Source organism: Campylobacter taeniopygiae, from assembly GCF_005406225.1.
In the GTDB taxonomy this organism is placed as follows: domain Bacteria; phylum Campylobacterota; class Campylobacteria; order Campylobacterales; family Campylobacteraceae; genus Campylobacter_D; species Campylobacter_D taeniopygiae.
Genome location: NZ_NXLY01000001.1, coordinates 64,978 through 79,169 on the forward strand (window position 1 = coordinate 64,978; position 14,192 = coordinate 79,169).

Genomic DNA, 14,192 nt, shown 5'->3' on the forward strand with positions numbered 1-14,192 from the left:
TAAAAAGGATATTATAATAATTTTTTCTTCATAAAAGTTTTAAAACTTTATAAATCATCATAGGACAAAGTCTTGGATGATGCAATCTTGTTCCTAAATTTAAGATGATCTCATTTCCCTTCTTAGAGTACAAGGCTTGGACAAAATTAAAATGATGCCAGCAAATTTGCTCCTTAGGCAAATGATGGGTATAAAAATGATAAGAATTATTTTTTATATGTAAGCTGTTATTTTTTATATTTTTAGAAAGCCCAGGAGCTTGAAAGGTATAAATTCTATCTACAGCAAATCCTAAACGCGCCATAAAAATTTGTGCTAAATATCCGCCTAAAGAATGTCCTACTAGAGTGATTTTTTTAAATTGAAATTTTGATTTGAGTTTTTTATAAAAGGAGCAAAGGGATAAATATTGTGCTTTGGGGATTTTGTGATTTAAAATTAAAAAATCACTCCAAATATCTCCAAGATCAAATTTAATCGGCCTTAAATCACTCCCAGCAATGACTAAAATAAATTCTTGAGTGTTTCTATCTTGAAACAAACTCGCTCTAAAACCGCCTTTAGATTCTAAGAAATTTTCATTAATATGAGCGAGTAAAACGAAATTTTTTATAAAATAAAATGCTATAAAAGGATCAAATTTTCCTATGGCTATACCATTTTTATAAGAAAAATTTGTTAAAACCCTAAAGAATTCTTTTTGACTAACTTTAACAAAGATATCTTTTAAATCTAAATTCAAATAAGCAGCATGAGAAAGCAAAGAATAATGATACATTTGGATCAAATATTCTTTATTTTCTTGAAATTTAGAGTGTAATTTTTCTTTGGAATTTAATTCTTGAAGAGTTAAAGATTTTTTAGATGATAAATTTAAAAAAGTATCAAAATCATAAAGGGGTAAAAACCCCTTTTTAATTACATTTTGCAAGTGTTTTGTAAAGTGGAGCTAAGCATCCAAAGACTTTTTTCATATTTTGCAATATTTTCCTGTGCAAATGCGGCTGTAGTTGTATCTCCTTCTTTTTCTGAAGCCTCATTTAACTTTTTAAATTCAGCCAAAAGATACTCATAATCTTGTTTGATTAACTCGATCACTTCAGTTGGTGTAAAGCAATCTTTACCCACTTTAGGACTTTTTGCATTTTCCATTAAAACTTTTTGGCAAGTGATCGCTTTTTCACCAAGTTGCAAAACCCTTTCAGCACAATCATCAAAAAGCTCTGCCATTTCTTCATAAGCTTTTTCTGTGTATTCGTGGATTGAAAAAAATTGCAAACCTTTTACATTCCAATGATAATTATGGAATTTAATCCATAAGTGATGAGCGTCCGCTTGCATTTGTAATAATTGTTTAACTACTGACATTTTAAACTCCTTTTTTAATTTTTGAAAATTATAACATAAAATTCTTAAATAATAATTATTATTAGTTAAAAATTTATATCATATAATTTATCTAATAACTATTATACTCTTTTTATTTAAAAAATGGTTAGGATTTTAAAATATTTTTTAAAATCAATTTCCCCACTTCAACACCAGGCTGATTGTAGGTATTAATACCTAGCATTATGCCACAAGCTGAGGTAAAAAGCTCATAATAATACATCAAATAACCCGCATGCCAAGCATCAAGTTTTTCCATTTCTATAACATCTACGCTTAAATTTTCAGAAATCAAAGCATGCATTGTCGCATCACATTGTGCGTTTAAAAGATCGTGTAAATTGACTTTATTGCTCAAAGAATCTAAAAATTTAAAATGAATATCAGGAATTATAGGCGATTTTTCATTGTCTTTTACTTTTAAAAAAGTGATGGTTTTATTTTTTGGGCCATCCATGATTAATTGCAAGAAACTATGCTGATCCCTTGCACCTATTAAAGCAATGGGCGTAAGTCCTATGCGTTTATAACCTTGCTTTTTTCCAAGACTTTCTGCGATTAATTGAATATACCACTCATTAAAACCCTTAAAAACATCATCATAGGAAAAAAGTACATTGATATTTGCATTTTTATGCGTACAATAATGATAAGCCTTTTGTAAAATTTCCTCTTTTTTATGGATAAAAAAATCATCAAAACAAGCCTTAGCACCCTCTAAAAGAGCTTTTACATCATAGCCACAAAAACAAAGTGGTACAATACCAACAGCTGAAAGAACACTAAAGCGTCCTCCAACATTTGAAGGAATAAAAAAACTTTTAATGCCTAAATTTTCACCTTCTTGATGCAATTTAGAATTCTCATCTGTAATAAAAACAAAATATTTTTTTAAATTAGAAATTTCAATCTTAAAATAATCAATGATCAATTTAAAAAGCGAAACAACCTCTATAGTGCTACCTGTTTTACTTGTGATTAAAAATAAACTTTCTTCTAAATTGAGTTTTTCCAGTACAGAAAATAAAGAATAAGTACTTGTATTATCAAGGATAAAAAGCTCTTTATCCTTGCTTTTTTGATTTAAAAGCATATCTTTTAAAGCCTTAACTCCGCAACTTGATCCGCCCATTCCAATCAAAACAATATTTCTAACATGATCTTGTTTTTTGATAAATTCTAAACCTTCTTCAATGAGTGGCAAACTCGTATTAAAAAGATGATAATACCCTATTTCACCGCTTTGAACCTCATCATTGATGCGATAGGCATAAGAAGTAATGGTAGAAAATTCTACTTTTTTAAAAAAAATCGAATTTTTTAGCATTTACTCTTCTCATAAAAATAATTTGTCGCCTCGACAAAACCTTCAACACTACCGCAATCAAAACGCCTTCCCTCAAATTTATAAGCCAAAACCATACCATTAGTTGCTTGCGTTAAAAGTGCGTCTGTAAGTTGAATTTCTCCATTTTTACCCGCGTTTGTATTTTCTAAAATTCCAAAAATATCCGGAGTTAAAATATATCTTCCAATGATAGCTAAATTACTCGGAGCTTCATCAGGATCAGGCTTTTCTATCATAGAATTTACCATGATCAAATTCTCCTCTACTGTATTTCCAGCGATCACTCCATAATTACAAACTTGTTCTTTTGGTACCTCCATAACCGCTATAACAGTACAACGATATTTTTCATAAATCTTAACCATTTGTGCCATTACATTTAAGCCGTTTTCATTCACGCATAAATCATCAGCTAAAATAACCCCAAACGCTTCATCTCCTGCTAAAGGCTTTCCTTTAAGCACGGCATCGCCTAAACCACGCATTTCATTTTGACGTGTAAAAGTAAAGGTGCATTGATCGATTAAAGATCGTATGTCTTTAAGTAAATATTCTTTTTTTGTCCCAGAAATTTGATGCTCTAATTCATAAGAAATATCAAAATAATCCTCTAAAGCTCTCTTACCTCTTCCTGTGACAAAGCCCATATTATCCATTCCAGCTTCTAAAGCCTCATCAACTCCATAATGGATTAAAGGTTTAGTAAGTATAGGCAACATTTCTTTAGGCAGACTTTTTGTAGCAGGTAAAAATCTAGTCCCATAACCAGCCGCAGGAAAAATACAAGTTTGAAGCATAATAATCCTTTATTTTTAAACTAAAATCAATAACGATTTTCTATTAACATTTTTTAAATTAAAATTGAATTTTAATCTTAAAAAGCGATTTTACAAAAATTATGTTAATCTAAAAAATAAATAGCATCTTGATTAAACGTAAGAATAATTTCATCGTATAAATTTAAACCGCTTTGGCTAAATTGATCTTGATTTAAGCCAAATTCTAAAATTTTATCTTGAGTTTTAATACGTACAAAAACAAAATCTTTTCTAGTTCTTAAAGCTATAACTAAACATTTATCAATTATAAAATCAAAAGCATGATCTAAATTATCTTTTTCTTTTGCAAAAGAAATTTTATAAGGATTTATGGCTATTTTACTTGAATTTTTTTTCATATAAGGACTAAAATCCATAAAACGATCAAAATAAATTCCTTTATTTTCAAGATCAAAAACATTAGTATTTTCAAATTCCAAAATTTCACCAGAATGCAAATAATATCTTTTTTGTGCTAAAGAATCTAAAAAAACTTTATCATGACTTGCAATTAAAAAACCGCTATTATAAGTTTTTTGCATAAATAAAATTGCTTTTTTAAACAAAATGGCTGTTTTTTGATCTAAAAAAGCGCTAGGCTCATCCAATAAATAATACTTCGCACGAATACTCAAAGCCAAAGCAAAGGCAAGTTTTTGACTTTGTCCTGAAGAAAGTTCATTAGGATGTTTTTTAAGTAAGCTTTTATCAATCTCAAGCAAATTAAAAGTTTCATCGATACGATTTTGACTTTCTTTTAAATCGATTTTATAAGTTTTTAAAAGAAATAAAAAATTTTTTTCAATACTGCGATTGAGAAATATAGGTTCTGGAAAAAGAAGATAAATTTGACGCTTTTCATCTGAATTTAAATGCGTTTTTCCAAAATAAGAAATATTTTCAAAATCCCCTTCAAGAAATTTAAGTATTCTTAAAAGCGTGGATTTTCCACTCCCATTTAAACCCATTAAAATACTGATTTTGCTAGTATCTAAAACTAATTTTTTAATATTTAAAATATTTTTTTGATCATAGCTAAAGCTAAAATTATTAAGCTCTATCACTCAACGCCTTTTAAATTTATAAATGATGCAATTTAAAACAAAAGCAATTGAGATTAAAACCAAAGCAAGGGCAATGCCACTGGCAAATTCGCCTTTATTGGTTTCCAAAGAAATTGCCGTTGTAATTGTTCTTGTATCGTATTTGATATTTCCGCCAACTATCATGGCTACACCCACTTCAGCTACAATACGCCCATAAACTAAAGCTATGACACTGATAAGAGAAAACCTTAACTCATGGATGATAATCATGATAAGCTTTATAGAATTTAAATGAAACGATTTGATAAGCAATAATTGCTTTTTACTGATACTTTCAACTAAATTCGCAAAAAGAGCTATTGCTATAGGCAAGGCGAGTATAAATTGGCCTAAAATTAAAGCTTTTATAGTAAAAAGTAAGCTAAGCTCCCCTAAAGGCCCACGATTTGAGATCAAAGCGTATAAAATCAAACCCACCGCCACGGTTGGAAAAGAAAGGCTTGTATCGATTATAAGCCTTAAAAAACGCTTAAATTTAAAATTAAAAAATCCTAAAACAAAACCCAAAGGAAAGCCCACTACTAAAGCTAAAACTACAGATATACTAGAACTTAACATGGTTGTTTTTATAGCTGAAATCACACTATCATCAGCGTTTAATAACAATAATAAAGCTTGTTTAAAACCGTCAAAAATATATTCCAAATTCACAAGTCCAAAAAAAATAAATTAAGAAATTTTAGCATAATTTATGTTAAAATCTTTCTACATTATATTTTATAAAATTTTTTAAAGGAAAAAGATGAAAAAAACGATATTTCTAGGATTGTTTTTGGCTTTAAACATTCAAGCAGCAGAATTAAGAATGGCAACCACAACAAGCACCGACAATACAGGCTTACTCGATGGCTTACAACCTCTTTATAAGCAAGAAACAGGCAATACTTTAAAATGGGTTGCTGTTGGTACAGGCGCGGCCTTGAAAATGGGTGAAGATTGTAATGCAGATGTGCTTTTTGTGCATTCTCCAACAGCTGAAAAGGAATTCATCAAAAAAGGTTATGGAATTGATAGAACCCCTGTAATGTATAATGATTTTGTCATTATTGCGGATAAATCTTTAGCACCAAAATTTAAGGGTAAAAATTTAGAAGAGAGTTTAAAACTTATAAGAGATGAAAAATTAACCTTTATTTCAAGAGGAGATAAATCAGGCACCGATAATAAAGAAAAAAGCTTGTGGAAAAGCATAGGCAAAGTTCCAGAAAAAGAAAGTTGGTATCAACAAAGCGGACAAGGAATGCTCGCAAGTATTAAAATCGCTGAAGAGAAAAAAGGAGTGATTTTAACCGATCGTGGCACTTATATCAAGTATGAATTTAATGAAAAAGGAAAACCGAATTTGATCATCGTTAATGAAGGTGATGATAGATTGAAAAATTTTTATTCTGTAATCGCAGTAAATCCAAAACATTGTAAAAATGTTAATTACACTGAAGCAAAAAAATTCATCAATTGGCTTACAAGTGACGATACTTTAAGTTTTATCGGCGGATTTAAACTGCTTTATAAACCTTTATTTAAAGTAGATGCTAAAACAAGAAAAGAATAAAGCAGGAAATTTCCTGCTTATTTAAAAACCTTTTTCAAATGTAATTCATAATCACTTAGGTATTTTTCAACTTGTGGATTTTTTATGACATCATTGCATATAAAAGTTTCTAAGGCTTTCATACCTAAAAATTCATGAGCTTTGTGCAAGTGCCAATACACCATATCCACGCCCTTACCCTCAAAAAACTCATTTTGATCATTAAAAGCTTCAATAGGTGCATTCCAAGTTAAGCTAAACATATATTTTTTATCTTTAACCAAACCACCTTTTCCATAATTTTTTGTAGGATTTTCATGACTTCTTCCATCGTTAGCATAAAGTTTGCCATGCCCTACAGTAAAAACTTCATCGATGTATTTTTTAACAATCCAAGGCTCACCCATCCACCAAGCTGGCATTTGATAAATAATAACATCAGATTTTAAAAATTTTTCCAATTCTTCTTGTGCATTATAGCCTTTATCAATGTGAGTTTGTAAAATTTCAAATCCCAAATCACTTAAAATTTTAGCAGCATGATTGTGCAAAGTAAAATTAAGTTTGCCATTTGAATGTCCAAACTCCTTCGCTCCATTGAGTAATAATATTGTCTCCATCTTCACTCCTTTGATCAATTTTTGTGCTAAAATTATATTTTAACTATAAACAATAGTCAATACGAAAAATAAAGTAAGATACTATACTAAAGGAGTGCATTTAATGATAAAAGATGAAAATTGCAATTTCAATGAATGTGGCTTTAATTATACCTTATCCCTTATTGAAGGTAAATACAAAATGAGTATTTTATACTGCCTTTTTCGCAATCAAGTGATAAGATATAATGAATTAAAAAGAATTTTAAAACCAATCTCTTTTAAAACACTCACCAACACTTTAAGGAGTTTAGAAAATGATAAACTCATCATACGCAAAGAATATCCTCAAATTCCTCCTAAAGTAGAATACAGCTTATCTAAACGCGGACAAAGTCTCATTCCTATCTTAGAAGCCATGTGTGAATGGGGCGAAAATCACAAAAAAGGATAAATTATGATAGAACTTATCGGCGATATTAATTTACAAAATTACATGGGTGAATGGCTTGAAATCGCTAGAAAGCCTAATTTTTTTCAAAAAGCCTGTCAAAGCTCAAAAGCCAAATACACATTAAAATACAAAGGTGAAACTCCTTATATAGAAATAGAAAATTTTTGCCAAAAAGAAAATGAAATTTCAAGCATCAAAGGTAAAGCAAAGCTAAATGCTAATCGAAAATTAGCTGTAAGCTTTAATTTTTTTATGAATCTTTTTAATAAAACCAATTATGAAATTATTTTCATCGATACAGAATATCAAGTGGCTATTGTCGGAAGTCCTGATAAAAAATATCTATGGATTTTAGCAAGAAAAAAATTAGATGAAAAAACCTTGCAAGAACTTTTAAAAATAGCCAAAGAAAGAAATTTTGATATCAGCGATCTGATTTTTGATCGCTGATTATTCTTTTGTCATATCGATTACATAACGGAATTTTGCTTTTCCAGAAGTTAAATTTTCATAAGCTTTATCGATTTCTTGCGGAGTGATTAGCTCGGTTTCTGGATAAATTTTATTTTTAAGTGAAAAATCAAGCATTTCTTGAGTTTCAGCTATTCCACCTATTAAAGATCCATAAACCCTTTTGCCTGCTTTATGGATTAAGGTATTGATTTGAATTCCTATTTTATGCTCAACCGGTGGAAGTCCTACTATAGCTAATTCTCCTCCAAATTTAAGCAAATCAAGATAAACAGAAGGATCATAAGGTGTTGGAATGGTTGAAATGATCAAGTCAAAACGCTCTTTAACCGCATCTTTATCTGTGCTCGTATAAAAAGAACTTACACCCATTGCTAAAGCGTCGCTTTTTTTATTTTCATTTCTCGCAAAAACACTCACTTTTGCACCCATTTTAATCGCATATTTTACCGCCATCATTCCAAGTCCGCCAAAACCTGCTATAGCCACCAAAGAACCTTCTTTGATTTTTGAAAATTTCAAAGGAGAATAAGTTGTAATACCCGCACAAAGCAAAGGCGCAACCTTTTCAAGAGGTGCATCTTTAGGAACACAAACTGCAAATTTTTCACTCACGACTATATTGTTAGAATATCCACCATAAGTGATTTCATTATTATGAAAAATATCTTTACTGTTATAGGTATAAATCGTTTTTCCATTTTCGCAAAATTGCTCTTGAGAGCGTTTGCAAGCTTCACATTCCCCACAAGAATTGACCATACAACCTACACCCGCATAATCACCTACTTTAAATTTAGTCACATTTTTACCTACAGCAATAACCTCTCCAGCGATCTCATGGCCAGGAACACAAGGATAAATAGTTGCTCCCCACTCACTTTTTGCAGTATGCACATCACTATGACAAATTCCTGCGTATAAAATTTTTATCAAAATATCATTATCACCTATAGCGTGACGAGAAAATTCAAAAGGGGTAAATTTCGCATCTTTGCCAAGCATGGCATAGCCCTTGCTATGAATTCTTCCATTGTCTAAAATTTTATAATCGATCATTATTTCATCTCCTTTTTATAAAGATTTGGTTGTTTTTATTTTATCAAAAAAATATCAAACGATAAATAACAAAAAATAAGTAAATTTTTTAATAATTTTTGATAGAATAATTTTTACATTTTAAAAATTAAAAGGAGAAAACTTTTGGCAAAAGATGATGTAATAGAAATCGACGGAACAGTACTCGAAGCATTACCTAATGCGAATTTTAAAGTAGAATTAGACAATAAACATGTCATTCTTTGTCACATTGCAGGAAAAATGCGTATGCATTATATAAGAATTATGCCTGGTGATAAAGTTAAAGTAGAACTCACACCTTATAGTCTTGATAAAGGACGCATTACTTTTAGATATAAATAAGCTAATTAAAAGTTTTTTTTCGATAAAATTAGCGTTTTTGCGACATTTTGTATCGAACTATGAAAGAAGTATTTTTAAAATTCACCACTTATTTTAAAAATAGTTGGTTATTCATAAAACCTGATGCAGTCGCAAATCAAGTGGAATTTACTTAAAAGGAGACGCTCATGAAAGTGAGACCATCTGTTAAAAAGATGTGCGACAAGTGCAAAGTAGTTCGCCGTAAAGGCGTAGTTCGCATTATTTGCGAAAATCCAAAACATAAACAAAGACAAGGATAAACATGGCTCGTATTGCAGGTGTTGATTTACCAAAGAAAAAAAGAATTGAGTATGGACTAACTTACATTTATGGTATAGGACTTTTTACATCAAGAAAAATTCTTGATAAGACAGGAATTTCTTACGATAAAAGAGTTCATGAACTTAGCGAAGATGAAGCAGCGGCAATTAGAAAAGAAATCCAAGAAAACTATATGGTTGAAGGGGATCTTAGAAAACAAGTTGCTATGGATATCAAAGCTCTTATGGATTTGGGAAGTTTTAGAGGTTTAAGACATAGAAAAGGCTTACCTGTTCGTGGTCAAAAAACAAAAACAAATGCTAGAACTCGCAAGGGTAAAAGAAAAACCGTTGGTGCAAAATCATAAGGATAAGAAATGGCTAAAAGAAAAATTGTAAAGAAAAAAGTAGTTAAAAAAAATATAGCAAAAGGTATTGTATATATCAGTGCAACTTTTAACAATACCATGGTAACAGTAACTGATGAAATGGGAAATGCGATTGCTTGGAGCAGTGCGGGTGGTTTAGGATTTAAAGGTTCTAAAAAATCAACCCCTTATGCGGCACAACAAGCAGTAGAAGACGCTTTAAATAAAGCAAAAGAACACGGAATTAAAGAAGTAGGTATAAAAGTTCAAGGACCAGGAAGTGGTAGAGAAACTGCTGTAAAAAGTGTAGGCGCTATGGAAGGAATCAAAGTTACTTTCTTAAAAGATATCACTCCATTAGCTCACAATGGTTGTAGACCGCCTAAGCGTCGTCGCGTCTAAAATATAAGAAAAATTTAGGAGATTATTATGGCAAGATATAGAGGACCAGTAGAAAAATTAGAAAGACGCTTTGGTGTTAGCTTGGCATTAAAAGGAGAAAGAAGATTAGCCGGAAAAAGTGCATTAGATAAACGCCCTTATGCACCAGGACAACACGGAGCAAGAAAAGGTAAAATTAGCGAATATGGACTTCAATTAAGAGAAAAACAAAAAGCTAAATTTATGTATGGAGTTAGCGAAAAGCAATTTAGAAGACTTTTTGCAGAAGCAGCTAGAAAAGATGGCAATACAGGGGTTTTACTCATCCAACTTTTAGAGCAAAGATTAGACAATGTAGTTTATAGAATGGGATTTGCAACAACTCGTCGTTTTGCAAGACAACTTGTAACTCATGGACACATTTTAGTTAATGGTAAAAGAGTGGATATCCCTAGCTTTAGAGTAGAAGCAGGTGCTAAAATCGAAATCATCGAAAAAAGCAAAAATAATCCTCAAATTACAAGAGCAATAGAGCTTACAGCGCAAACCGGTATAGTAGCTTGGGTTGATGTAGAAAAAGACAAGAGATTTGGAATTTTCACAAGAAAACCTGAAAGAGAAGAAGTTGTCATTCCGGTAGAGGAAAGATTTATCGTTGAGCTTTACTCTAAATAATAGGGGCTAAATATGAGAAAAATTACAACATCCGCTTATACGCCAACAGAATTTACAATAGAAAATATTAGCGATACTGTGGCTAAAATCAGCGCTTGGCCTTTTGAAATCGGCTATGGGATCACCCTAGCCCATCCTTTACGTCGTTTGCTTTATACAAGCACCGTAGGCTACGCTCCAACTGCAATTCATATTGATGGAATATCTCATGAATTTGACAGTATGCGTGGTATGTTTGAAGACATCGCGCTTTTTATTCTTAACTTGAAAAAATTACGTTTTAAGATTAAGAATGATTCTGATAAAGAAATCGTAGAATTTAACTTCAAAGGTCCTAAAGAAATTTATGGCAAAGATTTGAACAATGATCAAGTTGAAGTGGTAAATGCTGATGCATATTTAGCAACCATCAATGAAGATGCGGATCTTAAATTTACTTTGATTATAGAAAAAGGTATTGGTTATGTTCCAAGCGAAGAAATCAAAGAATTTTTAGATGATCCTAAATTTATAGCATTGGATGCTTTCTTTACTCCAGTAAGAGAAGCGACTTATGATATCGAAAAAGTTTTATTTGAAGATAATCCTGATTATGAAAAAGTGGTTTTAACTATCACCACAGATGGACAAATCACTCCAAATGAAGCTTTTCAAAATGCTTTAGAAGCTATGTATAAACAATTATCAGTGTTTGATAAAATCACTAATGTTAGAAGTATCATTAAAAATCAAGCCACTAGCAATGAATTAGAAAATACTAAATTATTGCAAAATATCACTGACTTAAATTTAAGTGCAAGAAGTTACAATTGCCTTGAAAAAGCAGGAGTTGTTTATATAGGCGAACTTGCCTTAATGAGTGTAAATGAACTTGCGGGACTTAAAAATTTAGGTAAAAAATCACTTGATGAAATCAAAAGCATCATGGAAAGCATAGGTTTCCCTGTAGGAACTTCTAAATTAAGCGATAATAGAGATATATTAAGCAAAAAAATCACTGAATTAAAAGCACAAAATGAAGGATAAAAAATGAGACATAAACACGGATATAGAAAACTTGGCAGAACTTCATCTCATCGTGCTGCTTTGTTAAAAAATTTAACGATAGCTTTAGTTAATAGCGGTAAAATAGAAATAACTTTACCAAAAGCTAAAGAATTAAGAGGATATGTAGAAAGACTTATCACAAGAGCAAGATTAGGCGATTTTAATGCGCATAGAGCTGTTTTTGCTTCATTGCAAGATAAAAACGCTACTAACAAATTAGTTACAGAAATCGCTCCAAAATTTAAAGAAAGAAACGGTGGCTACACTAGAATCATTAAAACTAGAATTCGTCGTGGTGACGCTGCTGAAATGGCTTTTATTGAATTTGTAGCTTAATAAAATCCTAGCTTATGCTAGGATTTACTTCCTATCTAAAAAACAATCCAAAATATTTTTTATTGTTAAAAAATAAATCCCAAGCTAAACTTGAGAATTTATCTTAATGTAAAGCTTCGTTGAGTTTGACTGCTTTTTTATTTAAAGCAACGATCATCACTCCCGTTGTAGATTCTTGACGGAAATGAAGTCCGTTTAAGCCTTGAAGTTCTAAACCTTTATATATTTCTTTATCAAAAGTGAAATTTGGATTAAGCTTTGCGAGTTCTTGTGCATCTTTTAATAAAAATTTAGTTCCCTCTAGCACTGCAATTCCTGCATCAACGATACAATTATCGCCCAAAGGAACGCCGGTAACAGAATTAGCACCTAAAAGACAAGCTTTACCTATACTGATCGCATTTCCGCTTGTTCCGCTTAAAACTCCTAATATAGAAGCTCCTCCACCTATATCCGATCCTTCTCCTACGACTACACTTGAACTTATGCGACCTTCTACCATACAAGCCCCCGTTGTTCCTGCATTGAAATTCACATAAGAAGCGCCTGGCATAATCGTTGTTCCCGCTGCCAAAGAAGCACCCATTCTTACCTTTGAACTTTCTAAAATTCTTGTATTATCTTCAGGTATGATATGCGCTAAAAATCTTGGGAATTTATCAACAAAATCAATTTTTGGATATTGATTAGTCATCTTTAAACGCATTTCATTTTCTCTTAAATAATCAAGCTCTATAGGCTTATCATCACTCCAAGCAACATTGCTTAAAAGTCCAAAGGCACCATTTAGATTGATACTTCTTAAAGGCACTTTTTTTGTAGAAAGCAAATAAAGTTTAAGATAAACGCTTTCAACACTCAAAGGCTCTTTATCTTCAAAAAGACATACAAAAGCAAATTCATCGTCTTTAAATTTCTCTTTAATCAATTTTAACAAGTCGATATTTTTATGCCCTTCTTCTTCTAAAAAAGGTTTGAAGCAAGATAAAGCAAATTCAATATCTTCCATTTTTAAAACTTGAGTGAATTCGCTCGCATTAAAATCGATCTCGATTCCCCTTTGCATAAAAGATTCAAGTATGATCGCAGCTGAACTAAAATTCTGCTCATAATTTACCAAAGCAAAACTCGCTTGTAAGATTTTATTTTTATTGATTTGTCCTCTATCAAGTCTTGCTATACCAAAAGCTTTAGGCTGTTTATAGCCACTTTTTTGTTCTATTTGTTTGATTAAAAGTAAAAAATCTTCTTTGGTATTTACCAACATTTTTTTCCTTTATTGTTTTGTTATTTGAATAAATGATTATATCAAATAAAACTTGAAATCTTATTTTAAATTTAAAACTAAAAAATTTATAAATAATAATTAAATAATAAATATTTTTAAACTTAAACTGAATTGCCATAAATAACAATGTTAAAAATTTTATAAAAATTTTTCTCATTATTTTTTCCTTGAAAAAAATATTGATTTGCAAATCTTTCAAAATTATAGCACAAGGTATTAACCCCCCCCCCTTTTTTTTTGCGGCTTAATTTAATCTTAAAGTAATTATTTTATAGGGATTTAAACGCAATTTTTATTTTTAAAAAAAACTTAATTAAGTTTTTTTTAAGTAGATTTTTTGCAAAAAATGATACTCGTTTAAATGTCTATTTTTTCATACTTTTAAGTGAAATTTTTTTCAAAAACTGCCACTATAAAAAAGTCGCAAAAAAAAAAGGGGGGGGGTTAATATTTTTTTTCATTTTTAAAAAAAATGAAGAAAAAAAACTCTTTCAAAGCATTATTTTTTCTTAGTTTAAAAAAAATAAATTTTTTTTCAAAAAAAAATCATTCAAATGATTTTTTTAAATTATTTTTTTTAGTAAATTTTATTTTTTTTGTATTTTTTTTAAATAAAATTTATATTTATTTCATATTTTTTATTATTTTTTTAGCTTGTTTTTTATTTATATTAAAGAA

Annotated in this window: 19 protein-coding genes; 10 read left to right on the forward strand and 9 right to left on the reverse strand. The window is 30.4% G+C overall.

Annotated elements, in window-relative coordinates; genetic code table 11:
• Positions 1-28: 28 nt before the first annotated feature.
• The 6 genes from CQA75_RS00320 to tupB form a co-directional block, all read right to left on the reverse strand.
• A complete protein-coding gene (locus tag CQA75_RS00320) occupies positions 29-931 on the reverse strand; it encodes a lipase family protein (RefSeq protein WP_246023715.1) in 903 nt (300 codons plus the stop codon).
• Positions 919-1,368, reverse strand: coding sequence for a Dps family protein (locus CQA75_RS00325; protein WP_137623081.1), 450 nt, complete (start codon positions 1,366-1,368; stop codon positions 919-921). The genes CQA75_RS00320 and CQA75_RS00325 overlap by 13 nt, the downstream gene beginning before the upstream one ends.
• 127 nt (positions 1,369-1,495) lie before the next feature.
• Positions 1,496-2,716 carry a glucose-6-phosphate isomerase gene (locus CQA75_RS00330; protein ID WP_137623082.1) on the reverse strand — a complete coding sequence of 407 codons (1,221 nt, stop codon included), beginning with the start codon at positions 2,714-2,716 and terminating at the stop codon, positions 1,496-1,498.
• Positions 2,710-3,534, reverse strand: a complete 825-nt coding sequence (galU, locus tag CQA75_RS00335; protein ID WP_137623083.1) for a UTP--glucose-1-phosphate uridylyltransferase GalU — start codon at positions 3,532-3,534, stop codon at positions 2,710-2,712. Before galU ends, CQA75_RS00330 begins: the two co-directional genes overlap by 7 nt.
• Positions 3,535-3,638: 104 nt before the next feature.
• Positions 3,639-4,619 carry a tungstate ABC transporter ATP-binding protein TupC gene (gene tupC, locus CQA75_RS00340; RefSeq protein WP_137623084.1) on the reverse strand — a complete coding sequence of 327 codons (981 nt, stop codon included), beginning with the start codon at positions 4,617-4,619 and terminating at the stop codon, positions 3,639-3,641.
• Positions 4,620-5,306 (reverse strand): tungstate ABC transporter permease TupB, encoded by a 687-nt coding sequence (gene tupB / locus CQA75_RS00345; RefSeq protein WP_137623085.1) that lies wholly within the window; start codon positions 5,304-5,306, stop codon positions 4,620-4,622.
• A gap of 97 nt (positions 5,307-5,403) precedes the next feature.
• Between tupB and tupA the strand changes: the two genes are divergently transcribed.
• Entirely contained in the window at positions 5,404-6,213 is an 810-nt protein-coding gene (gene tupA, locus CQA75_RS00350; RefSeq protein WP_137623086.1) for a tungstate ABC transporter substrate-binding protein TupA, read from the forward strand.
• A 17-nt stretch (positions 6,214-6,230) separates the two neighbouring features.
• On the opposite strand, the gene CQA75_RS00355 is transcribed toward tupA, so the two are convergent.
• The gene (locus tag CQA75_RS00355) at positions 6,231-6,812 is read right to left on the reverse strand and encodes an NAD(P)H-dependent oxidoreductase (protein WP_137623087.1); all 582 of its coding nucleotides are present in this window, start codon (positions 6,810-6,812) and stop codon (positions 6,231-6,233) included.
• 103 nt (positions 6,813-6,915) lie between these two features.
• On the opposite strand from CQA75_RS00355, the gene rrpA reads away from it, so the two are divergent.
• Together rrpA and CQA75_RS00365 are read left to right on the forward strand one after the other, a co-directional pair.
• A complete protein-coding gene (gene rrpA, locus CQA75_RS00360) occupies positions 6,916-7,245 on the forward strand; it encodes a MarR family transcription factor RrpA (RefSeq protein WP_137623088.1) in 330 nt (109 codons plus the stop codon).
• A 3-nt stretch (positions 7,246-7,248) separates the two neighbouring features.
• On the forward strand, positions 7,249-7,695 hold the full coding sequence (locus CQA75_RS00365; protein WP_137623089.1) for a lipocalin family protein: 447 nt from the start codon (positions 7,249-7,251) through the stop codon (positions 7,693-7,695).
• On the opposite strand, the gene CQA75_RS00370 is transcribed toward CQA75_RS00365, so the two are convergent.
• A complete protein-coding gene (locus CQA75_RS00370) occupies positions 7,696-8,772 on the reverse strand; it encodes an NAD(P)-dependent alcohol dehydrogenase (RefSeq protein WP_137623187.1) in 1,077 nt (358 codons plus the stop codon).
• Between the two features lie 147 nt (positions 8,773-8,919).
• On the opposite strand from CQA75_RS00370, the gene infA reads away from it, so the two are divergent.
• The 7 genes from infA (at position 8,920) to rplQ (ending at position 12,226) form a co-directional block, all read left to right on the forward strand.
• Positions 8,920-9,138, forward strand: coding sequence for a translation initiation factor IF-1 (gene infA, locus CQA75_RS00375; RefSeq protein WP_002781436.1), 219 nt, complete (start codon positions 8,920-8,922; stop codon positions 9,136-9,138).
• Between the two features lie 167 nt (positions 9,139-9,305).
• A complete protein-coding gene (gene rpmJ / locus CQA75_RS00380) occupies positions 9,306-9,419 on the forward strand; it encodes a 50S ribosomal protein L36 (RefSeq protein ID WP_002781429.1) in 114 nt (37 codons plus the stop codon).
• Between the two features lie 2 nt (positions 9,420-9,421).
• A complete protein-coding gene (gene rpsM / locus CQA75_RS00385) occupies positions 9,422-9,787 on the forward strand; it encodes a 30S ribosomal protein S13 (RefSeq protein WP_002779545.1) in 366 nt (121 codons plus the stop codon).
• A 9-nt stretch (positions 9,788-9,796) separates the two neighbouring features.
• Positions 9,797-10,189 carry a 30S ribosomal protein S11 gene (gene rpsK / locus CQA75_RS00390; protein WP_002779544.1) on the forward strand — a complete coding sequence of 131 codons (393 nt, stop codon included), beginning with the start codon at positions 9,797-9,799 and terminating at the stop codon, positions 10,187-10,189.
• Positions 10,190-10,216: 27 nt separating this feature from the next.
• Complete coding sequence (rpsD, locus tag CQA75_RS00395; protein WP_137620237.1) at positions 10,217-10,843, forward strand: 30S ribosomal protein S4; 627 nt, start codon at positions 10,217-10,219, stop codon at positions 10,841-10,843.
• 12 nt (positions 10,844-10,855) lie between these two features.
• Positions 10,856-11,869 carry a DNA-directed RNA polymerase subunit alpha gene (locus CQA75_RS00400; RefSeq protein WP_137623090.1) on the forward strand — a complete coding sequence of 338 codons (1,014 nt, stop codon included), beginning with the start codon at positions 10,856-10,858 and terminating at the stop codon, positions 11,867-11,869.
• A gap of 3 nt (positions 11,870-11,872) precedes the next feature.
• Positions 11,873-12,226: a 50S ribosomal protein L17 gene (gene rplQ, locus CQA75_RS00405; RefSeq protein WP_137623091.1), complete on the forward strand. Its 354-nt coding sequence runs from the start codon at positions 11,873-11,875 to the stop codon at positions 12,224-12,226.
• A 103-nt stretch (positions 12,227-12,329) separates the two neighbouring features.
• On the opposite strand, the gene CQA75_RS00410 is transcribed toward rplQ, so the two are convergent.
• On the reverse strand, positions 12,330-13,490 hold the full coding sequence (locus CQA75_RS00410; protein ID WP_137623188.1) for a tetrahydrodipicolinate N-succinyltransferase N-terminal domain-containing protein: 1,161 nt from the start codon (positions 13,488-13,490) through the stop codon (positions 12,330-12,332).
• Between the last annotated feature and the right edge of the window lie 702 nt (positions 13,491-14,192).